The 22,184-nt window shown below is 55.2% G+C and carries 19 protein-coding genes; 10 read left to right on the top strand and 9 right to left on the bottom strand.

The annotated features are described in order from the left end of the window. Positions 1-535 precede the first annotated feature (535 nt). Together yihI and hemN are read left to right on the top strand one after the other, a co-directional pair. Positions 536-1,042: a Der GTPase-activating protein YihI gene (yihI, locus tag ACOI7D_RS24405; protein WP_002882743.1), complete on the top strand. Its 507-nt coding sequence runs from the start codon at positions 536-538 to the stop codon at positions 1,040-1,042. Positions 1,043-1,230: 188 nt separating this feature from the next. After that, complete coding sequence (gene hemN, locus ACOI7D_RS24400; protein ID WP_050534191.1) at positions 1,231-2,604, top strand: oxygen-independent coproporphyrinogen III oxidase; 1,374 nt, start codon at positions 1,231-1,233, stop codon at positions 2,602-2,604. Between the two features lie 35 nt (positions 2,605-2,639). Here hemN and ACOI7D_RS24395 read toward each other — a convergent pair whose 3' ends face one another. From ACOI7D_RS24395 to glnA, 4 genes are all read right to left on the bottom strand, one after another. Next, entirely contained in the window at positions 2,640-2,750 is a 111-nt protein-coding gene (locus tag ACOI7D_RS24395; protein WP_004152951.1) for a YshB family small membrane protein, read from the bottom strand. 110 nt (positions 2,751-2,860) lie between these two features. Further along, on the bottom strand, positions 2,861-4,270 hold the full coding sequence (glnG, locus tag ACOI7D_RS24390; protein WP_002882749.1) for a nitrogen regulation protein NR(I): 1,410 nt from the start codon (positions 4,268-4,270) through the stop codon (positions 2,861-2,863). Positions 4,271-4,278: 8 nt separating this feature from the next. Further along, on the bottom strand, positions 4,279-5,328 hold the full coding sequence (glnL, locus tag ACOI7D_RS24385; RefSeq protein WP_004203621.1) for a nitrogen regulation protein NR(II): 1,050 nt from the start codon (positions 5,326-5,328) through the stop codon (positions 4,279-4,281). A gap of 188 nt (positions 5,329-5,516) precedes the next feature. Then, positions 5,517-6,926 carry a glutamate--ammonia ligase gene (glnA, locus tag ACOI7D_RS24380; RefSeq protein WP_004203622.1) on the bottom strand — a complete coding sequence of 470 codons (1,410 nt, stop codon included), beginning with the start codon at positions 6,924-6,926 and terminating at the stop codon, positions 5,517-5,519. A 378-nt stretch (positions 6,927-7,304) separates the two neighbouring features. Here glnA and typA point away from each other — a divergent pair, with 378 nt between their 5' ends. The 8 genes from typA (at position 7,305) to fabY (ending at position 15,402) form a co-directional block, all read left to right on the top strand. Further along, positions 7,305-9,128, top strand: a complete 1,824-nt coding sequence (gene typA, locus ACOI7D_RS24375) for a ribosome-dependent GTPase TypA (protein ID WP_023291496.1) — start codon at positions 7,305-7,307, stop codon at positions 9,126-9,128. A 199-nt stretch (positions 9,129-9,327) separates the two neighbouring features. Continuing rightward, positions 9,328-10,038 carry a GntR family transcriptional regulator gene (locus ACOI7D_RS24370; RefSeq protein WP_060591353.1) on the top strand — a complete coding sequence of 237 codons (711 nt, stop codon included), beginning with the start codon at positions 9,328-9,330 and terminating at the stop codon, positions 10,036-10,038. 7 nt (positions 10,039-10,045) lie between these two features. Then, positions 10,046-11,026 (top strand): sugar phosphate isomerase/epimerase family protein, encoded by a 981-nt coding sequence (locus ACOI7D_RS24365; protein WP_109546782.1) that lies wholly within the window; start codon positions 10,046-10,048, stop codon positions 11,024-11,026. Between the two features lie 100 nt (positions 11,027-11,126). Further along, positions 11,127-12,389, top strand: coding sequence for an MFS transporter (locus ACOI7D_RS24360; RefSeq protein ID WP_109546781.1), 1,263 nt, complete (start codon positions 11,127-11,129; stop codon positions 12,387-12,389). Between the two features lie 139 nt (positions 12,390-12,528). Beyond that, positions 12,529-13,128: a glucose-1-phosphatase gene (gene yihX, locus ACOI7D_RS24355; RefSeq protein WP_017899838.1), complete on the top strand. Its 600-nt coding sequence runs from the start codon at positions 12,529-12,531 to the stop codon at positions 13,126-13,128. Continuing rightward, on the top strand, positions 13,122-13,982 hold the full coding sequence (locus ACOI7D_RS24350) for a virulence factor BrkB family protein (protein WP_004203625.1): 861 nt from the start codon (positions 13,122-13,124) through the stop codon (positions 13,980-13,982). Before yihX ends, ACOI7D_RS24350 begins: the two co-directional genes overlap by 7 nt. Beyond that, positions 13,979-14,416 carry a D-aminoacyl-tRNA deacylase gene (gene dtd / locus ACOI7D_RS24345; RefSeq protein WP_004203627.1) on the top strand — a complete coding sequence of 146 codons (438 nt, stop codon included), beginning with the start codon at positions 13,979-13,981 and terminating at the stop codon, positions 14,414-14,416. Before ACOI7D_RS24350 ends, dtd begins: the two co-directional genes overlap by 4 nt. Before the next feature lie 44 nt (positions 14,417-14,460). Then, positions 14,461-15,402: a fatty acid biosynthesis protein FabY gene (gene fabY, locus ACOI7D_RS24340; RefSeq protein WP_004178031.1), complete on the top strand. Its 942-nt coding sequence runs from the start codon at positions 14,461-14,463 to the stop codon at positions 15,400-15,402. Positions 15,403-15,412: 10 nt separating this feature from the next. Here the strand turns inward: fabY and ACOI7D_RS24335 are convergent, their stop codons facing one another. The 5 genes from ACOI7D_RS24335 to fdnG all read right to left on the bottom strand — a co-directional run bounded on the left by ACOI7D_RS24335 (position 15,413) and on the right by fdnG (position 22,131). Continuing rightward, complete coding sequence (locus ACOI7D_RS24335; protein WP_044520862.1) at positions 15,413-16,330, bottom strand: alpha/beta hydrolase; 918 nt, start codon at positions 16,328-16,330, stop codon at positions 15,413-15,415. Positions 16,331-16,607: 277 nt separating this feature from the next. Beyond that, on the bottom strand, positions 16,608-17,537 hold the full coding sequence (gene fdhE / locus ACOI7D_RS24330) for a formate dehydrogenase accessory protein FdhE (RefSeq protein ID WP_109546780.1): 930 nt from the start codon (positions 17,535-17,537) through the stop codon (positions 16,608-16,610). Further along, entirely contained in the window at positions 17,534-18,169 is a 636-nt protein-coding gene (gene fdoI, locus ACOI7D_RS24325; RefSeq protein WP_109546779.1) for a formate dehydrogenase cytochrome b556 subunit, read from the bottom strand. Before fdoI ends, fdhE begins: the two co-directional genes overlap by 4 nt. Further along, entirely contained in the window at positions 18,166-19,068 is a 903-nt protein-coding gene (fdxH, locus tag ACOI7D_RS24320; protein WP_002882822.1) for a formate dehydrogenase subunit beta, read from the bottom strand. The genes fdoI and fdxH overlap by 4 nt, the downstream gene beginning before the upstream one ends. Positions 19,069-19,080: 12 nt before the next feature. After that, the gene (gene fdnG, locus ACOI7D_RS24315; protein WP_109548395.1) at positions 19,081-22,131 is read right to left on the bottom strand and encodes a formate dehydrogenase-N subunit alpha; all 3,051 of its coding nucleotides are present in this window, start codon (positions 22,129-22,131) and stop codon (positions 19,081-19,083) included. Positions 22,132-22,184 lie beyond the last annotated feature (53 nt).

Raw genomic sequence — 22,184 nt, 5'->3', positions numbered from 1 at the left:
GCAGAAAAAGGCTGTTTTTACCGCACGCCGGTTCTGTAAGTAAAAACCCTGCACTTTGTGAGACATTGGCTATTCTTCGTATAGGACATGCCTGAGAAAAATAAGGCCAATAAATCATAACCATATGAAACTAAATAAATTATAAAAATAGAGAAATCTGAAAGTAGATTTTTAACGGCCAGACTGGTTGTCGATTTTTGTCAACACGGTAAAGTAATACACAACGGCGAGGATGCTGAAAAGGATGAGGACTCAGGACGAGGGGTCAGGAAGCGCCAGGAGGCGAAGACCACAGGATTGTCAGGATGACACGCGTTTTGGAAACGTTTCAAAGGGAAAAGGAAGAAACAGGGACCGTTGGACGCTAAGGGAAAGACAGGGTAAGTCGTTAGCGAACAGGGAAAGAAGAGCCCGTTAAGGGTGGTCAGTGAGGAAAAAGGCGACAGAGTAATCTGTCGCCTTTTTTCTTTGCTTGCTTTCTGCTAGATTCCGCCTCAATTCTATACTGAATAATACTGTCTGAAGATTACACACCATGAAAAAACCGACATCCGCCACCCGTGGCAAATCCGGCCGCAAGTCGCGTGAAGAGTTAAATCAGGAAGCTCGCGATCGCAAACGGCAGAAGAAACATCGTGGCCACGCGGCAGGAAGTCGCGCGAACGGCGGCGATGCGGCTTCAGCGGGTAAAAAACAGCGCCAGGCGCAAGATCCGCGCGTGGGCAGCAAAAAACCAATCCCGCTGGGCGTGAGCGAAAGCAGCGCTCCAGCTCCCAAGCAGCATAAACCAAAGAGCGAGAAACCTATGCTTTCACCGCAGGCTGAGCTGGAGTTGCTGGAGAATGATGAGCGCCTGGACGCGCTGCTGGAACGTCTGGAAGAGGGCGGTACCCTGAATGCTGAAGAGCAGAGCTGGGTGGATGCCAAACTGGATCGTATTGATGAGCTGATGCAGCAGCTCGGCCTCTCTTACGATGACGAAGATGAAGAAGAGGAAGAGCGTCAGGAAGATATGATGCGTCTGCTGAAGGGTGGAAACTAACATTTGCATCCCATCGGATCCCCGGTACTGCTTATAACCCTTCTGGTTATATGTTATCTGCTGTGGTTATTCGTTAAACTACGACGGTTGTCGCGGCGTCAGAAATGGCTGCGCAACCGGCTCATGACCCGCGGTGCGGTGGGGCCGGGACGGCGTACCCGTCGGCGGCACCATCGGAAGGAGTGAGCATGTCTGAGCAGATAATCGACTGGGATCTGGCCCTGATCCAGAAATATAACTATTCCGGGCCGCGTTATACCTCGTATCCCACCGCGCTGGAGTTTTCACCACAATTCGGCGCGGCGGAATTCGATGCCGCTGTGGCCCGTTACCCACAGCGCCCCCTGTCGCTGTATGTGCATATCCCGTTTTGCCATAAGCTGTGTTATTTCTGCGGATGCAATAAGATCGTCACCCGCCAGCAGCATAAGGCCGATCAGTATCTCGATCTCCTTGAACAGGAGATCATCCACCGCGCGCCGCTGTTTGCCAACCGTCAGGTTAAGCAACTGCACTGGGGAGGCGGCACGCCGACCTATCTCAATAAGGCGCAAATCAGTCGCCTGATGGATCTGTTGCGTACCCATTTTCATTTCAGCGCCGAAGCCGAGATCTCTATCGAGGTCGATCCGCGTGAAATCGAGCTGGATGTCCTCGATCATTTACGCGCTGAGGGTTTCAACCGCCTGAGTATGGGCGTGCAGGATTTCAATAAAGAGGTTCAGCGTCTGGTTAACCGCGAGCAGGACGAAGCGTTCATCTTTGACTTGCTTCGCCATGCGCGGGAGATTGGATTTACTTCGACCAATATCGACCTCATCTACGGCCTGCCGAAGCAAACGCCGGAGAGCTTTGCCTTCACCCTGCAAAAGGTCGCCGAGCTCAACCCTGACCGCCTGAGCGTGTTTAACTACGCGCATCTGCCCACGCTCTTTGCCGCACAGCGCAAAATTAAAGATGCCGATCTGCCCTCTGCTGAACAGAAGCTGGAGATCCTCCAGGAGACCATCGGCTCGCTGACGGCGGCGGGCTATCAGTTTATCGGCATGGACCACTTCGCGCGTCCTGATGATGAATTAGCGGTCGCGCAACGTCACGGCGTACTGCATCGCAATTTCCAGGGCTACACCACTCAGGGCGATACCGATTTGCTGGGGATGGGCGTGTCTGCGATCAGCATGATTGGCGACAGCTACGCTCAGAACCAAAAAGAGCTGAAGCAGTACTACCAGCAGGTGGCAGAGCAAGGCAACGCCCTGTGGCGCGGGATCGCGTTAACCCGTGACGACTGTTTGCGTCGCGACGTGATTAAGGCGTTGATCTGTAACTTCCGTCTGGATATTGATGCCGTCGAAGCGCAGTGGGCCGTGGATTTTCAGACTTATTTTGCCGAGGACCTGAAACTGCTGGCGCCGCTGGCGCATGACGGGCTGGTGGTGGTGGAGAGTAAGGCTATCCAGGTAACGGCGAAAGGCCGCCTGCTGATCCGCAACATCTGCATGTGCTTTGATGCCTATCTCCGGCAAAAGGCTCGGATGCAGCAGTTCTCACGGGTGATTTAATGTTTTCCCCCTCTCCCGCAGGAGAGGGGGAACAATTAGCTGAACAGCCCGACCAGCGCAGCGCACAGCACGGCAGCGACTGCCGTTTGCGGCGTGTGACTCGCAGCGGCGCCGCTCGATATCATACTCACCAGTGATTCAAACATGATGCTCTCCCCTAATGCCGGGCACGATCATACTCAACTCATCGGAACAGTAAAGTACAAAATAGCAGCACTTTGCGCTGATCGGCTATTTTTCATCACGTCGTTAAACCCTACTCCATACCCAACTCTTTTAGCTTACGCGTCAGGGTATTACGACCCCATCCCAGCAGGCGCGCAGCCTCCTGTTTATGTCCTTGAGTATGACGCAGGGCGGTTGTCAGCAGCGTGCGTTCCATTTCGGGTTGCGCTTCTGAGAGCAGGTTTTGATGACCGGAGCGCAGCGCCCGATCGGCCCACTGACCCAGCAGCGTCGCCCAGCTGTCTGGCTGCATCTGCGTCGGGCTATCAGGAATGGTGGTCTCAAACAGTTCGCTCGGCAGATCCTGCGTCAGCACCTCCTGGCCGGCGGCCATGACGGTGAGCCAGCGACAGGTGTTTTCCAGCTGGCGAACGTTGCCCGGCCACGCCAGGCGGGTCAGCGCTGTCTCCGTTTCCGGATGCAGCTGTTTGGCTTCAACACCTAGCTCGCGGGCGGCAATCTGCAGAAAATGGCGGGCCAGACGAGGAATATCTTCCCGACGCTCGCGCAGCGGCGGCAAATGCACCCGGATCACGTTCAGGCGGTGGAATAAATCTTCACGGAATTTCCCCTCCTGCACCCGCTGCTCCAGATTCTGGTGGGTGGCGGCGATGATCCGCACATCGACCTTCACCGGCGCGTAACCGCCCACGCGATAAAACTGGCCATCCGCCAGAACGCGCAGCAGGCGAGTCTGGACATCCAGCGGCATATCGCCAATTTCATCCAGGAACAGCGTGCCGCCGTCAGCCTGCTCAAAGCGACCCTGACGGACGGTATTGGCGCCGGTAAAGGCCCCTTTTTCATGCCCAAACAGTTCCGATTCGATCAGGTCCTTGGGGATCGCCGCCATATTCAGCGCGATAAATGGCGCTTTTGAGCGCGGGCTATGACGATGCAGGGCATGAGCGACAAGCTCTTTACCGGTACCGGATTCGCCATTGATCAGCACGCTGATGGATGAGCGCGACAGACGGCCAATAATGCGAAAGACATCCTGCATGGCCGGCGCCTCGCCAATGATATCGGCGGTGGGGCTGCTTATCGGCGCATTTCGCGGCTGCTGCTGCTCCTGATAGTGGCTAATCGCCCGGTCGACGAGGGCGACGGCTTCATCGATATCAAAAGGTTTGGGCAGATAATCAAACGCGCCTTGTTGATAAGCGCTGACCGCGGCGTCCAGATCGGAATGCGCGGTCATTATGATGACCGGAAGCATTGGATGACGCTGCTTAATCTGTTTGAGCAGCGCCAGACCATCCATTCCCGGCATACGGATATCTGACAGCAGTACATCCGGGGTTTTGGTGGTGAGGGCATCTAGCACCTCATTGCCGCTTTCGAACGTTGTGCAGCTCAAGCCGGCTCCGGTGAGCGCGCGTTCAAGCACCCAGCGGATGGAGCTATCGTCATCAACGATCCAGGCTATCCCTCGTTGCATAAACACCTCTACTTCCGAATAGGCAGGTATACCGAAAATTCGGTATGACCCGGCCAGCTGGTGAATTCAATTTTGCCGGAGTGCTGATCGATAAGGCTGCGGGCGATAGATAAGCCCAGGCCGGTACCGCCTTCGCGGCCGCTGACCATCGGATAAAACAACGTATCCTGGAGCTGGGGCGGAATACCCGGGCCATTATCTTCGACGTCAATACGGGCGGCGAGGCGATAACGCACCCCGTGCAGCGTCAGCTGGAAAGCGGTCCGGGTACGGAGAACAATTTCGCCCCCTTCCGGCCCCAGCGCCTGCAGCGCATTACGGACGATGTTCAGCAACACCTGTTCAATTTGATCCGGGTCGTGGGGGAGCTCCGGCAGGCTGGGGTCGTAATCACGGATCAACTTCACGTTGTCCGGCAACTCCATCGAGACCAGTTTCACTACCCGTTCGGCGACCTTGTGGATGCTTTCGGTAACGTGCATGCCCGGATGCTGTGGCCCGAGCAGGCGATCGACCAGATTTCTCAGCCGGTCGGCCTGCTCGATGATCACTTTGGTATATTCCGTTAGCGCCGGGTCGGGCAGGGCTTTGCTGAGCAGCTGTGCCGCGCCGCGCAGGCCGCCTAACGGGTTTTTAATCTCGTGCGCCAGGCCGCGGACCAGATCGCGGGCGGCGACCTGCTGCGCGTGCTGCAGCTGCTCCTGGCTCAGGCGGCGCTGGTTATCCATCGGCGCCATTTCCAGCAGAATAAAGCCTTCCGGCAGCCGCTGGGCGGTCAGCGACAGGATATGCGAGCGGCCATCGATAACCAGCGTCACTTCGTTATCGGTAAAACCCTGGCCCGCCTGCAGACTCTCCTGCATCAGCCCGATATTCAATGAGAAATAGCTCAACAGCTCAGGTAACGGGGTGCCAAACAGTTTGCGCGAACTCTGCGCCAGCAGCTGCTGGGCCGCAGGATTGGCAAAGTGCACCGCCAGGTCGTCATCGACCAGTAAGATACTGTTGATAAGAGAGTTAAGGATCTGCCCAGCATCGGGCAGTGTGCCTGTTGCCATTCGACAGTCTCCTGAAAAAGAGTGCACCAATTTAGTGCAGTATAGCTTTTTATCGGTAAAAAGCTCGCGAGATCAGCGTGTTGGTGGAGAAAAAAGCCCATCCTGAGATGGGCTGAAAGTTTCCACGGCAACAAAATATCCCGGGCATCCCGCGCCACAACACGACATACCCTGGATTTACAGCAAAATTAGACGCTGTAGTACAGTTCGAACTCAACCGGATGCGGAGTCATACGTACGCGGTCGTTCTCTTCCAGACGCAGGGCGATGTAAGCATCGATAGCGTCATTAGTGAATACGCCGCCAGCTGTCAGGAACTCGCGGTCAGCATCCAGGGCCTGCAGGGCTTCTTCCAGAGAACCGGCAACCTGCGGGATCTCTTTCGCTTCTTCCGGCGGCAGGTCGTACAGGTTTTTGTCCATTGCTTCGCCCGGATGGATTTTGTTCTTGATACCATCGAGGCCAGCCATCAGCAGCGCCGCAAAGCACAGGTACGGGTTGGCAGCCGGGTCCGGGAAGCGCACTTCGATACGACGCGCTTTCGGAGAGGTCACCACCGGAATACGGATGGAGGCAGAGCGGTTACGGGCAGAGTAAGCCAGCATAACCGGCGCTTCGTAACCCGGGACCAGACGCTTGTAGGAGTTGGTGGTCGGGTTCGCCAGGGCGTTGATGGCTTTAGCGTGTTTGATTACGCCGCCGATGTAGAACAGCGCCTGCTCAGACAGACCTGCGTATTTGTCGCCGGAGAACAGGTTGGTGCCGTTCTTCGCCAGAGACATATGGCAGTGCATGCCGGAACCGTTGTCGCCGAACATCGGTTTCGGCATAAAGGTCGCGGTTTTACCAAAGCGGTGAGCGACGTTGTGAACAACGTATTTGTAAATCTGAATTTCGTCCGCTTTTTTGGTCATGGTGTTGAAGCGGGTTGCCACTTCGTTCTGACCTGCGGTAGCCACTTCGTGGTGGTGAGCTTCAACAACCAGGCCCATCTCTTCCATGATCATACACATGGTGGAACGGATATCCTGAGAAGAGTCTACTGGCGGAACCGGGAAGTAACCCCCTTTCACGCCCGGACGGTGACCTTTGTTACCGCCTTCGTATTTGGTGGAGGAGTTCCACGCACCTTCGATGTCATCGATCGCGACATGGGAGCCGGAGATAGAGGCGCCGAAACGGATGTCGTCGAACAGGAAGAATTCTGGTTCTGGCCCAAACAGGACGGTGTCAGCGATGCCGGTGGCGCGCAGGTACTCTTCAGCGCGTTTCGCGATGGAGCGCGGGTCACGGTCATAGCCCTGCAGGGTGCCTGGCTCGAGGATATCGCAGCGGATGATCAGGGTCGGTTCTTCGTAGAACGGGTCAATGACCGCGGTGGAAGCGTCCGGCATCAGGACCATGTCAGATTCGTTGATACCTTTCCAGCCACCAATCGAGGAGCCATCAAACATTTTGCCTTCTTCGAAGAATTCGGCATTTACCTGATGAGACGGAATCGTGACGTGCTGTTCTTTACCTTTGGTATCGGTGAAGCGCAGATCGACAAACTTCACTTCGTGCTCGTTCAGCATCGTCAAAACGTGTTCAGCGGACATACTTAAACTCTCCCGGATTGGTCATTGTCGTCGTGGTAACGAAAACTTCATACTGCTTAAAAGTGGCGTTGTTGCCTTAAAAAATATAAAGCGAAATCTGTGCCAACTTTTAAATGCCCTATAAAACGCTGTATCATGCGCACCATAGTGCAAAAGGACTGCACCATGATGGAGATAATGCACCAAAATAGTGCCTCAGTGTGAACATTGAGCACCATTTTGGTGCAATTTTTGTTACGGTGCCCTTTTATCGCTCCGTGAAAGCGGTCACAAAGAAACTCTGCAATACTTGTTTGCGGAGGATGTTTGTGATCCTGTTCAGTCCTTCGCTTAATACGTGTACAATAACGCGCTATTTCTAATGCCTGAGGCAAAGTTGTGATCGAAAATCTGCGTAATATCGCCATCATCGCGCACGTTGACCATGGTAAAACTACCCTGGTTGACAAGCTGCTACAGCAATCCGGTACGTTCGACGCACGTACTGAAGCACAAGAACGTGTGATGGACTCCAACGATTTGGAGAAAGAGCGTGGGATTACCATCCTCGCGAAAAACACCGCAATCAAATGGAATGATTACCGTATCAACATCGTTGATACCCCAGGGCACGCCGACTTCGGAGGTGAAGTTGAGCGTGTTATGTCCATGGTTGACTCTGTGCTGCTGGTGGTAGATGCCTTTGATGGCCCGATGCCGCAAACGCGCTTCGTGACCAAAAAAGCTTTTGCCCACGGTCTGAAGCCGATCGTGGTCATCAACAAAGTTGACCGCCCGGGCGCGCGTCCGGACTGGGTTGTCGATCAGGTGTTCGACCTGTTCGTTAACCTCGACGCGACCGACGAACAGCTGGACTTCCCGATCGTTTACGCGTCCGCGCTGAACGGTATCGCGGGTCTGGACCACGAAGACATGGCTGAAGACATGACCCCGCTGTACCAGGCGATTGTCGATCGCGTGCCGGCGCCGGACGTTGACCTTGACGGTCCGCTGCAGATGCAGATCTCCCAGCTGGACTACAACAACTACGTTGGCGTCATCGGCATCGGCCGCATCAAACGCGGTAAAGTGAAGCCGAACCAGCAGGTCACTATCATCGATAGCGAAGGCAAAACCCGTAACGGTAAAGTCGGTAAAGTACTGACCCACCTGGGTCTTGAGCGTATCGAGAGCGACGTAGCTGAAGCTGGCGACATCATCGCGATCACCGGTCTGGGCGAGCTGAACATCTCCGACACCATCTGCGACCCGCAGAATGTCGAAGCGCTGCCGGCTCTGTCCGTCGATGAACCGACCGTTTCCATGTTCTTCAACGTCAACACCTCTCCGTTCTGCGGTAAAGAAGGTAAGTTCGTTACCTCTCGCCAGATTCTGGACCGCCTGAACAAAGAGCTGGTGCACAACGTGGCGCTGCGCGTTGAAGAAACCGAAGACGCTGATGCGTTCCGCGTTTCCGGCCGTGGTGAACTGCACCTGTCCGTTCTGATTGAAAACATGCGTCGTGAAGGTTTCGAGATGGCGGTTTCCCGTCCGAAAGTTATCTTCCGTGAAATCGACGGCCGTAAACAAGAGCCGTTCGAGAACGTGACGCTGGACGTCGAAGAGCAGCACCAGGGTTCTGTTATGCAGGCGCTGGGCGAGCGTAAAGGCGACCTGAAAAACATGAATCCGGACGGAAAAGGCCGCGTACGTCTCGACTACGTGATCCCAAGCCGCGGTCTGATCGGCTTCCGTTCAGAGTTCATGACCATGACCTCCGGTACCGGTCTGCTGTACTCCACCTTCAGCCACTACGACGACGTTCGTCCGGGCGAAGTGGGCCAGCGTAACAACGGCGTGCTGATCTCCAACGGTCAGGGTAAAGCGGTAGCGTTCGCCCTGTTCGGTCTGCAGGATCGCGGTAAGCTGTTCCTCGGTCACGGTGCGGAAGTTTACGAAGGCCAGATCATCGGTATTCACAGCCGTTCTAACGACCTGACGGTAAACTGCCTGACCGGTAAGAAACTGACCAACATGCGTGCGTCCGGTACTGACGAAGCCACGGTTCTGGTTCCGCCGGTTAAGATGACCCTGGAGCAGGCTCTGGAGTTCATCGATGACGACGAACTGGTAGAAGTCACTCCGACCTCTATCCGTATCCGTAAACGTCACCTGACCGAGAACGACCGTAAACGCGCAATGCGCGGTGCAAAAGAAGAGTAATTTATTCTTCTTGTTGTTCGTAAAACCCCGCCTCTCCGGCGGGGTTTTTTTATGGGTGAGAACAGACCATCGCTGCGCTATCCCGGGGCCTCGAGGAGACCCTGGTCACATTTATACCTAAAGTTTGTCTGAGGAATTGCTTTCTTTTTTTGCAGAAGAGTAAGATGAGTCATCTGGTTTAAACCAAATGGATTAAACAATGACTGAAAATCTATCCACTGTCGAAAATGCAAAAGAGAAACTGGATCTGTGGCTTAAGCAAGGGATAACGGTTGCGGGTGGAAAATTGCCTTCAGAGAGAGAGCTTGGCGAACTGCTGGGGATCAAACGCATGACGCTGCGTCAGGCGCTGCTCAGTCTGGAAGCGGAATCGAGGATCTTTCGTAAAGATCGGAAAGGATGGTTTGTCGCGCAGCCGCGTTTTAATTACAGTCCTGAGCTCCCTGCGAGCTTTCAGCGGGCCGCCATCGAGCAGGGAAGAGAACCCTCGTGGGGCTTTATTGAAAAACAGCAAACCCAAGACTATCCCGACGCCGCTAAACCCCTGCTGGATGTCATTCCGTCCGATGATTTATATCTGGTAACCGGGTGGGGAGCGCTGGAAGGTCATAAAGTTTTCTACCACGAGACCTTTATCAACCCTAACGTCGCGCCAGATTTTATTGACCGGTTGAAGAACCAGTCTTTTTCCTCAGTCTGGGAGTGTGAATATCATAAGCCTGTGGTGATAAAAAAACTGGCTTTTAGACCCGTCAGAATGTCGGGCGATGTGAGCAAATTCATCGGCGGCTCTGCAGGTTTGCCTGCTATTCTGATAGAAAAACACCGTGCCGATAGTGCAGGTAATATTGTGCAAATAGATCTCGAATACTGGCGATTTGAGGCTGTTGATCTCTTTATTAACTTGTAGGTATTTTATGGTCACTAAAGATAACGCCGGGAAGATCCTTTCCCGTATTGATAATATACCACTCTACCTTCATGCCTATGCCTATCATTTGAATATGCGGCTTGAACGTATTTTACCTAATGATTTACTGGCCATTGCAGATAGTCTGCATTTAAAGGGGGTGAAAATACACGTTCTTGACGGTGAGCGTTATTCTCTGAACAATATGAATGATGCCCAGTTAGCCGGGTTTGCTGACAAAGCGAAAGCGTTGCAGCTGGATATTCACATCGAAACCAGCGCCTCCGATAAACAGACCATCGATCAGGCCGCGACTATCGCCTTAAAAACAGGAGCGTCTTCCGTTCGTTTTTATCCGCGTTATGAAGGCCATTTACATGACGTAATGGCAAAAATTTCGGCAGATATTCAATATATTAAGGAGGCTTATAGCCATACCGGCCTGACGTTTACTCTTGAGCAACATGAAGATCTCAAAAGCGCTGAACTGGTGAATTTAATTAAACAAAGCGAGATGCCATCGCTATCGCTCCTTTTTGACTTTGCCAATATGATCAATGCTAATGAGCGACCGCTTGAGGCGTTAGCGTTGATGTCACCTTACATTACGCAGGTTCATATCAAAGACGCCTGCATTATTGCTGAGAACGGTGGGCTTGGGCATTGTGCCTGTAATTCAGGCAAGGGCGATATGCCGTTTAAGGCGCTGCTGACGGAATTACTTTGTCTTGGCGATGACCATCCGCAGGTCATGGCATACGGTCTGGAAGAAGAGGTGGATTACTATGCACCCCCGTTCCGTTTTGCCACGGAGGGGGACAACCCGTGGATCCCCTGGAGACAGATGAGTGAAACCCCACTGCCAGACGCCGATCAGCTTGAAGAACGTCTACTAAAAGAAAAAGAGGATGCGATAGCGCAGCTCCATTATGTCAAAGAGACGTTGCAGAGAATAAAAGACGAAGCGCTTACGGTGCTGGCACACTAAATTTACCAATAATTCGTTATGCCGGGACATCATTTTTAATAAATGATGATGGTCTGTTATTTTCCTTAAACCAAATGATGTTAAATCATTAGGGGAACTTATGCTCACAAAAAAGAAATGGGCTATATTCAGTTTATTAACCCTGTGCGGTGGCACCATTTATAAGCTGCCTTCTCTGAAAGATGCTTTTTATATTCCGATGCAGGACTATTTCCATCTGACTAATGGTCAGATAGGCAATGCCATGTCGGTGAACTCCGTGGTGACCACGATTGGTTTTTTCCTGTCAATTTACTTTGCCGATAAACTGCCTCGCCGCTACACCATGTCGCTATCGTTGATAGCGACAGGCTTGTTGGGGATCTATCTGACGACCATGCCAGGCTATTGGGGAATTCTCTTTGTTTGGGCTCTCTTTGGCGTTACCTGCGACATGATGAACTGGCCGGTGCTATTAAAATCGGTAAGTCGGTTGGGCAACAGCGAACAGCAGGGGCGTCTGTTTGGTTTCTTTGAGACCGGGCGGGGGGTTGTCGACACAATTATTGCTTTCTCTGCCTTAGCTATTTTCACCTGGTTTGGTAGTGGTTTGCTGGGGTTTAAAGCCGGGATCTGGTTCTACGCGCTGATCGTAATTGTTGTCGGGATCATGCTGTTTTTTATGCTGAAAGAGAAGGATGAGGACGCGCCAGAGAAAGCTACTTTCGAGAGTGCCACAGAGAAAAGTAGCATCTCTTCAGTCTTAAAAGATAAAACCATCTGGCTTATCGCGTTCAACGTCTTCTTTGTTTATGCAGTTTACTGTGGGCTCACTTTCTTTATTCCTTTCCTGAAAAATATCTACCTGTTGCCAGTGGCGCTGGTGGGCGCCTACGGCATCATTAACCAGTATTGTTTGAAAATGGTGGGTGGACCGATTGGCGGCCTGATAGCCGATAAAATCCTCAAGTCGCCAAGCAAATATCTCTTCTATACCTTCTGTGCCAGCACCGTGGCCCTGGTGGCGTTAATATTGCTGCCCCACGAAAGCATGCCAGTCTACCTCGGCATGATCTGCACCCTGGGATTTGGCGCAATTGTGTTTACCCAGCGAGCGGTATTCTTTGCCCCGATCGGTGAAGCCAACATCGCGGAGAACCGGACCGGCGCCGCTATGGCGCTGGGGAGTTTTATTGGCTACGCACCGGCCATGTTCTGCTACAGCCTGTATGGCTACATTCTCGATCTCAACCCCGGTCTGACAGGCTACAAGCTAGTCTTTGGCATCATGGCGTGCTTTGCGCTCTGTGGCGCGTTCGTTTCGGTCATGCTGGTTAAACGCATTAGCGGTGGCAGGAAAACGCTGCGCGTTGCGACAGAATAACCCGCCAGCCTGATTCTGCTTATTCAAAGCCGCATTATGCGGCTTTGTTCGCGAGTGGCTTGTTGTTTCAGGTTTATGCATAGTCAAACCTCATCTTTCCCGCTAAAGTTAATTTTCCACGGCGCGGAAGGAGACGAAAATGCTCTATATCTTTGATTTAGGTAATGTGATTGTCGACATTGACTTCAACCGGGTATTGGGGGCCTGGAGCGATTTAACCCGCATCCCGCTGGCGACGCTGAAGCAGCATTTCACCATGGGAGAGGCTTTCCATCAGCATGAGCGCGGCGAGCTCAGCGATGAAGATTTTGCCGCCGCCATGTGCCATGAAATGAATATGTCCCTCAGCTATGAGCAGTTTGCTCACGGCTGGCAGGCGGTGTTTGTCGCGCTGCGTCCGGAAGTGATTGCGATCATGCAAAAACTGCGTGCCCAGGGCCATCGCGTGGTGGTGCTCTCCAATACCAATCGTCTTCACACCACGTTCTGGCCGGATGAATACCCGGAAGTGCGCGCTGCCGCCGATCGCATCTATCTGTCTCAGGAGATGGGAATGCGTAAGCCTGAAGCGCAAATTTATCAGCGAGTACTGGAAGAAGAGGGTTTTTCCGCCGCAGATACGGTCTTTTTTGATGATAACGTCGATAATATAGCAGGGGCTAACCGGTTGGGGATCACCAGTATTCTGGTGACCGGGAAGAAGACCATCCCTGACTATTTCGCGAAACAGCTATGCTAAGAACCGTTCATCAAAAATTACTCCACCATACCCGGCCGCTGCTGGCGTGGCTTAAGCTGCTGTGGCGGCGTATTGATGAAGACCATATGACCACCCTGGCGGGGAACCTCGCCTATGTGTCATTACTGTCCCTGGTGCCGCTGATTGCCGTCGTGTTCGCGCTGTTTGCGGCCTTCCCCATGTTCTCCGAAGTCAGCGTGCAGATCCGCCATTTTATCTTCGCCAATTTTATTCCGGCGACCGGGGATGTGATCCAGGGATATATCGAGCAGTTCGTCGCCAATTCCAGCCGCATGACCGCCGTAGGCGCCTTTGGCCTGATCGTGACCTCGCTGCTGCTGATGTACTCGATCGACAGCGCGCTAAACACCATCTGGCGCAGCACGCGCAGCCGGCCCAAAGTTTACTCCTTTGCCGTCTACTGGATGATCCTGACCCTTGGTCCGCTGCTGGCGGGCGCCAGCCTGGCGATCAGTTCCTATCTGCTGTCGCTGCGCTGGGCAAGCGACCTGGACGGCGTAATTGATAATCTGCTCCGCCTTTTCCCGCTGATCCTCTCCTGGGCAGCATTCTGGCTGCTCTACAGTATTGTACCCACCACCCAGGTGCGTAACCGGGACGCGGTGATCGGGGCGCTGGTGGCGGCGCTGCTGTTCGAGGCAGGTAAAAAAGCGTTTGCCCTCTATATCACCACCTTTCCGTCCTATCAGCTCATTTATGGCGTGATTTCGGTGGTGCCGATTTTGTTCGTCTGGGTGTACTGGACCTGGTGTATCGTCTTGCTTGGCGCTGAAATTACTGTCACTCTCGGTGAATACCGCAAACTTAAAACAGAAGAAACAGAACAACCATGATTGCATTAATTCAACGCGTATCCCGTGCAAGCGTTACTGTGGCGGACGAAGTGACGGGCGAAATTGGCCCGGGGCTTCTGGTGCTGCTGGGGGTCGAAAAAGACGATGATGAACAAAAAGCGAATCGCCTCTGCGAGCGCGTGCTGGGCTACCGCATCTTCAGCGATGCGGAGGGGAAAATGAACCTGAATGTTCAGCAGGCGGGCGGCAGCGTGCTGGTGGTTTCGCAATTTACGCTGGCGGCCGATACCGAGCGGGGGATGCGGCCGAGCTTCTCGAAAGGCGCTGCTCCGGACCGCGCTGAGGCGCTGTATGAGTATTTCGTCGCCCGCTGTCGCCAGCAGGAAATGAACACCCAGACCGGAAGATTCGCTGCGGATATGCAGGTTTCTTTGGTCAATGATGGTCCCGTGACCTTTTGGTTGCAGGTATGACCCAGCTTCCGGGCAGGCTGCGGGTAACAAAAGAGAGTACAACTATGTATCACCTTCGTGTACCGCAAACAGCAGAAGAGTTAGAGAGCTACTATCAGTTCCGTTGGGAAATGCTGCGTAAGCCGCTGCATCAGCCTAAGGGTTCGGAACGTGACGCCTGGGATGCGATGGCGCATCATCAGATGGTGGTGGATGAAGAGGGCAACCTGGTGGCCGTCGGCCGGCTATATATCAATGCGGAGAATGAAGCTTCCATTCGCTTTATGGCCGTTCATCCCTCGGTGCAGGATAAAGGGCTGGGTACGCTGATGGCGATGACCCTCGAGTCCGTCGCGCGTCAGGAAGGGGTTAAGCGGGTCACCTGTAGCGCTCGCGAAGATGCGGTAGAGTTTTTCGCCAAGCTCGGCTTTGTCAATCAGGGGGAGATTACTACCCCGACCACCACGCCGATCCGTCATTTCCTGATGATTAAACCGGTCGCGTCGCTGGACGATATTCTCCACCGCGGCGACTGGTGCGCGCAGCTACAGCAGGCATGGTATCAGCATATCCCGCTGAGTGAAAAGATGGGCGTGCGCATTCAGCAGTACACCGGGCAGAAATTTATTACTACCATGCCGGAAGCGGGGAATCAGAATCCGCACCACACGCTGTTTGCCGGCAGCTTGTTCTCGCTCGCCACCTTAACCGGATGGGGGCTTATCTGGCTGATGCTGCGCGAGCGGCACCTGGGGGGCACCATCATTCTGGCGGATGCGCACATCCGCTACAGTCAGCCCATTAGCGGCCGCCCCAGCGCCATTGCCGACCTCGGTTCTCTGAGCGGCGATCTTGACCGTCTGGCGCGTGGGCGTAAAGCCCGCGTGCAAATGCAGGTGGAGCTTTTTGGCGACGATAAACAGGGCGCCGTATTCGAGGGGATCTACATCGTGCTGCCGGCGAAGCCCTTTGGTTCTTACGAAGAGGGCGGCAACGAGGAAGAGTAGCCCCGGGCGGTTATCGTCCTGGCGATGCTACGCGCCAGGCGATATCCCGCATGGCCTCTCGCGCGGCGCGGCTGATCCCCCCCAGCTGAAAGAAGCCGTGGATCACTCCCAGATAGCGCTGACAGGAACTCTCCACCCCTTGCGCCATCAGCCTTCGATGCAGCGCTTCGCCCTCGTCGCGTAAAGGATCGAACTCCGCCGTCAGAATATGCACCGGCGGCAAACCGTGAAAATCGTCTCGCCAGAGCGGACTGGCATCCGGATGGTTCGCCGGCGTCGAGGCGAGGTACATTTCATAGCCGCTCAGCAGCGTGTCCCGGGTAATCACATAGTCAGCGCCGTTGCTGACGTAGCTCGCCATGCTGGCGGTGGGGTCAAGCATGGGATAAATCAGAATCAGTTGCGCGGGTTGCCACGCCGTATTCGCTTTCAGGCGCAGGGCCGTTACCAGAGCGAGGTGCCCGCCGGCGCTGTCGCCAGCCAGGGTGATGCGTGATGCGTCAACGCCAAGCTGCTCCGCGTGTCGGTGGATAATCATGACACCTTGTTCTGCGTCATCGTGCGCCGCCGGAAAGGTATGCTCCGGCGCCAGGCGGTACTGCACGGCGATCACCCGGCAGCCGCTGAACCAGGCTAGCTGACGGAGCTGATTGTCGTGGGTGGCAAAGCCGCCGCTGACAAAACAGCCGCCGTGGTAGTAGATAAGTGTCGGCAACAAGCCGCTGGCGGTGGGCGGTGAAACGATGCGGAAGTTCATCCCCTCCAGCGTGATATCCTCCACCCGCACTCTGGTTTCCATCTCCCCGGCGAGCACCGCGCTGGCGATATAGCCGGCTCTCCGATCATCAATATGTTGATCGCGTGATGACGGACGCTCTGCCGCAATAAACGCCTCAACCAGCGAAGCAATCCCTTTTTCCAGCGCCATGTGAAGTTCCTTATACTGTTTTAATATCCAGTGTTATAGCCTGGATTATGGCGAAAAGACAGACTTGATGAGATCGCCTTTACGTTCTGGAAAGCGGCTCGCAAAAATGCGTGTACGCCGGCCGAGGTGCTGGATACTGCGGTTTGGCACTTGTAATGTGTGACTGGTAGCTGTACGAGCCTGATTCGATTACTGTAAGCCAATGGCGTAGCAAGATGAGCTTTATAGAAGCGCATTGAAAGACCGGGTCGCAAGTGCTTCCCGGTTTGATGAGAACTTACTCCCCTTCGCCGGGGAACATGAACGGGTTTATTGAGCTTCTGGCGAAGCCTTCCTGCTCCATGCGGGCGTCGAGCACCAGGGATGCCAAATCGTCGGCGACGGCTTCGACTTTCGGATCCTTCTCCTGATACATAATCTTCAGGTAGGTTCCGCAGTCGTCACAGCTTTCAGCTTTCACCGCAGCCTGCTCGTTGTCCAGCGACCAGTAGTGCAGATCGCGGCTCTGTTCGCAATTGCTACATTTGACGCGTACCACGTGCCACTCGGTTTCGCACAGATTGCAGTGCAGATAGCGCAGCCCCTGGGTGGTACCGATCTGCACGATGCTGGAGACCGGCATCGAGCCGCACACCGGGCAGAACTGGCGCTGTTCGCCGTATTCGGCGCGCGCTTTCCCGGGGATCAGACTGGCCATCTGCGCCCAGTAGAGCGACAGCGCGGCCCAGATGAACGGCGCTTTATCGCTGCTGACCGAGGCGAAGTCGGAAGCAAACAGCGCGCTGGCCATCTGCTCCAGCTCCTGCTCAGAGGCTTTTTCCAGATTTTCAATCACCGCCAGCGCCGGGCCGCTCATCTCCGGCTTCAGCTCGGCAATCAGCGAGTGCAGCAGCTTGTGCCAGTGTTTGTCGCGCGGCAGGACGTGGATATCCAGCGGCGGCTTGCCCTGTTCGCTGGCCGCTTTAATGCGGGCGGTGAGATCCATCTGCAGCGGATGGTCGTACAGCACCACTTCCTGGGCATGGGCGATCAGCGCGGCAAAGCGCAGATAATCGCCCAGCGGGTTGTTGGCGGCCAGCTCGCGCAGGCGTTCAGCGCGGCGGTTATACAAATTTTTCAGTCTGGGGAACAGTAGCGGCGGAATGGCTTCCGCCGTGCGTTTCTCGCTCGAACCCAGCTCGTCTTGCGGGATTATGCGAATACTCATTCAGATGACTTTTCCTGTTTCTGGCGGACCTCTCGGTACCAGCGCGGGTGATGTTTCTTCGCCCACGTACTGGTGACCCAGCCTTCCACCATCGCGGTAATGGTGCCTTTCACCCAGAGGGCGGCGTAGATATGCACCATGATAACCACAATTAACGCCACTGCGGCAAATGAATGCAGCATCAGCGCAAATCGGATCACCGGGATTGAGAAAGCCGGCGCAAAATACGGACGCCAGATGATCACACCGCTCACCAGCAGCAGTACCAGGAAGATAATCGCCGCCCAGAATACGCATTTCTGGCCGAAGTTATAGCGCCCGGTATCGCCCACCTCCTCGTTGACGACGATCTTACGAATATTCTTCGCCCAAAAGATATCATCCCGATTGATTAGGTTGTGTTGCCAGTAACGGAAAAACATGATGATGAACGACGCGAACATCACCACCCCGACGAATGGGTGGAGAATTCGCGCCAGCTGCGGCGTGCCGAGGATATGCATCAGCCAGTTAAAGGACGGGAAGAAAAAGCCTAACCCGCTTACCGCCGCCAGGATGAAGCAGAAGGCGGTGACCCAGTGGTTGATGCGTTCCGGCGCCGTGTAGCGCACGATGGTGTCACGTCGTTTCATTTGCGCACCTCGTCTTTCTCTTCATGCAGGTTGTCCTCTTCCTCTTCCGCGCGGTTCGGACCGACGCCGACGTAGTGGAAGATACTGGCTGCGAAGGTCGCGGCGAAGCCGACGGCCGCCAGCGGTTTCCAGATGCCTTTCCAGAACTTGACGGTCTGGCTGATCTCCGGGTTTTCCGGCAGGCCGTGGTACAGATTCGGCTTGTCGGCATGGTGCAGCACGTACATGACGTGGGTGCCGCCGACGCCGGCCGGATCGTACAGGCCCGCATTGTCGTAACCGCGGGTTTTCAGCTCAGCCACGCGCTCGCCGGCCAGCGTTTTCATATCCTCTTTGGAGCCAAAGTGGATGGCGCCGGTTGGACAGGTTTTCACGCAGGCCGGTTCCTGGCCGACGGTGACGCGGTCTACGCACAGGGTACATTTGTAGACGCGGTTGTCTTCCGGGTTCAGACGCGGCACATCGAAAGGACAGCCGGCGATACAGTAACCGCAGCCGATGCACTGCTCGGACTGGAAATCGACGATGCCGTTGGCGTACTGAATGATCGCGCCTTCTGACGGGCAGGCCTTCAGGCAGCCCGGATCGGCGCAGTGCATGCAGCCATCTTTGCGGATGAGCCATTCCAGCTTGTCGTTTTGCTCCACTTCCGAGAAGCGCATTACCGTCCATGACTTGGCGGTCAGGTCCGCCGGGTTGTCATACACCCCGACATTGTGACCGACTTCATCACGAATATCGTTCCACTCGGAACAGGCCACCTGGCAGGCTTTACAGCCGATACAGGTGGTGACGTCGATAAGCTTCGCCACCTCCTGCTGGTGGTCCCGCGCCTGAGGCGCGGGGGTGAAACCGTTAGTCGCGGAACGACGAATAATATCTTGCGATTGATAAGCCATAAGTCGTCTCCGTTACACCTTTTCCACGTTCACGAGGAAAGCTTTGAACTCCGGCGTCTGCGTGTTCGCATCACCGACGAACGGCGTCAGGGTATTGGCTATAAAGCCTTTTTTCGCCACGCCCTCATAGCCCCAGTGAATAGGAATGCCGATGGTATCGATATCCTTACCGTCCACTTTCAGCGTGCGAATACGTTTGGTCACCACTGCCTTGGCCTTGATGTAGCCGCGGTTGGAGGAGACCTTGACGGTATCGCCATGGCTGATGCCAAGCTTATTCGCCAGTTTTTCACCGATCTCCACAAACTGCTCCGGCTGCGCGATGGCGTTAAGCAGCGCGTGCTTGGTCCAGTAGTGGAAGTGTTCGGTCAGGCGGTAAGTGGTGCCGACGTACGGGAATTTCTCCGCTTTGCCCATCTGCTCGAGATCGCCTTTGAAGACGCGAGCTGCCGGGTTAGAGACCACGTTCGGGTGCAGCGGGTTAGTCCCGAGCGGCGTTTCAAACGGCTCGTAGTGTTCCGGGAACGGTCCTTCCGCCATCTTATCGATAGCGAACAGACGGCCCATCCCTTCCGGCTGCATGATAAACGGACCGACGTCGCTGCCAGGCGCGGCGGCGCTGTAGTCCGGAATATCCACGCCACCCCATTTCGCGCCGTCCCACTTCAGCAACTGACGTTTAGGATCCCACGGTTTACCCTGCGGGTCCGCGGAGGCGCGGTTATACAGGATGCGGCGGTTGAGCGGCCATGCCCAGGCCCAGCCCAGCGTATTGCCCAGACCGGACGGATCGGCGTTATCGCGGCGCGCCATCTGGTTGCCTTCCGGTGTCCAGCTTCCGGCGAAGATCCAGCAGCCGCTGGAGGTCGTGCCGTCGTCGCGTAGCTGTGCGAAGGAGCTTAGCTGCTGCCCTTTCTTGACGATCACCGCGCCGGTCGCCGGGTCGGTAATATCCGCCAGCGCTTTACCGTTGCTTTCCATCGCCACTTCTTCCGACGCCGGCTCATGCGGTGTGGAGTAATTCCACGTCATGTTGAGCACCGGATCCGGCGCCGGGCCACCCTCTTCCGCATACATCTTACGCAGGCGAGTGAAGATACCGGCGAGGATTTCGCCATCGGTGACAGCGATCCCCGGGGCGTCCGCGCCTTTCCAGTGCCACTGCAGCCAGCGGCCGGAGTTGACGATAGACCCGTTCTCTTCGGCGAAGCAGGTGGACGGCAGACGGAACACTTCGGTCTGGATTTTCGACGGGTCAACATCGTTCGACTCACCGTGGTTTTGCCAGAAGGTGGACGTTTCGGTATTGAGCGGGTCGATGGTCACGAGGAACTTCAGCTTCGACAGGGAAGCGACGACCTTGTTTTTGTTCGGGAACGAGGCGACCGGGTTAAAGCCCTGGCAAATATAGCCATTCACTTTGCCCTGATTCATCATCTCGAAGTACTGCAGAACGTCGTAGCTCTTATCCCACTTCGGCAGCCAGTCAAAGCCCCAGCTGTTTTCTGCTGTCGCTTTATCGCCGAAGAAGGCTTTCATCATGGAGACGAAAAACTTCGGATAGTTGCCCCAGTAGTTGACCTGGTCTTTCAGCAGCGGCTTCGGCGTGTTAGCCGTCAGGTAGGTCTGCAGGTCGGCCTGTTTTTCGTTAGGCAGCGACATGTAGCCCGGCAGGCTGGTAGAGAGCAGGCCGAGGTCGGTCAGACCCTGGATATTGGAGTGGCCGCGCAGGGCGTTGACGCCGCCGCCTGCCATCCCCATATTGCCGAGCAGCAGCTGGATCATCGCCATGGTGCGGATGTTCTGCGCGCCGATGGAGTGCTGGGTCCAGCCGAGAGCGTACAGGAACGACGCGGTTTTATCCGGCGCGCTGGTTTCGGCAATGTATTCACAGACTTTGAGGAAGTCGGCCTTCGGCGTACCGCAGATGTTTTCGACCACATCCGGGGTATAACGGGAAACGTGCTGCTTCAGCAGGTTCCAGACGCAGCGCGGATGTTGCAGCGTGGTATCGCGTTTGGCGAAGCCGTTTTCGTCCAGCTCATAGTTCCAGCTGGTTTTGTCATACTGGCGTTTTTCTGCGTTATAGCCGCTGAACAGCCCGTCGTCGAAGCTGTAGTCCTCACGCACGATCAGGCTGGCGTTGGTGTAGGCTTCGGTGTATTCGCGGTTGAATTTTTCGTTATTCAGCAGGTACAGGATCACGCCCGACAGGAAGGTAATGTCGGTACCGGAACGAATCGGGGTATAGAAATCAGCCACCGACGCTGTACGCGTGAAGCGCGGATCGATAACGATGAGTTTGGCACCGTTATGGATTTTGGCTTCCATCGCCCAGCGGAATCCCACCGGATGCGCTTCAGCGGCGTTACCGCCCATCACCACGACCAGGTTGGCGTTCTTAATATCCACCCAGTGGTTGGTCATCGCACCGCGACCAAATGTTGGAGCAAGACTTGCTACCGTTGGTCCGTGTCAGACACGCGCCTGGTTATCCACCGCCAGCATCCCGAGGGCGCGGGTGAATTTTTGCGTTAAATAGCCGGTTTCGTTACTGGAAGCGGAGGCGCACAGCATCCCGGTGGTCAACCAGCGGTTGACGGTGGTGCCGGCGTCGTTTTGCGCGATAAAGTTGGCGTCGCGGTCCTCTTTCATCAGCTTCGCGATGCGATCGAACGCTTCGTCCCAGCTGATTTGCTGCCATTTATCGGAGCCTGGCGCGCGATATTCCGGGAATTTCAGGCGGCTTTCAGAATGGATAAAGTCCACCAGACCGGCCCCTTTCGGGCAGAGCGCACCACGGTTAACCGGATGATCCGGATCGCCTTCGATATGGAAAATGGATGCTTTGGCGTTTTTTGCGCCGTCGCCGAGGCTATACATCAACAGCCCACAGCCGACAGAACAGTATGTGCAGGTGTTACGGGTTTCGCGTGTGCGCAGCAATTTGTACTGCCGTGTCTCCGCGAGCGCAGTTGCCGGGGCAAAGCCCAGCGCTGCTGCCGTAGTTCCCGCCATACCGCCAGCGCAGATCTTAAAGAACTGCCTTCTGCTGACCTGCATGGTTCGCTCCTTGTTTCGACATTGTCACATGTAGTTATTTGCTTTGCGGTGAA

This window comes from Klebsiella sp. C360, from assembly GCF_048822415.1.
Lineage (GTDB): Bacteria > Pseudomonadota > Gammaproteobacteria > Enterobacterales > Enterobacteriaceae > Klebsiella > Klebsiella quasipneumoniae.
Note: the sequence above shows the minus strand (reverse complement) of the source record. Positions and strands in the feature narration are given on the sequence as shown.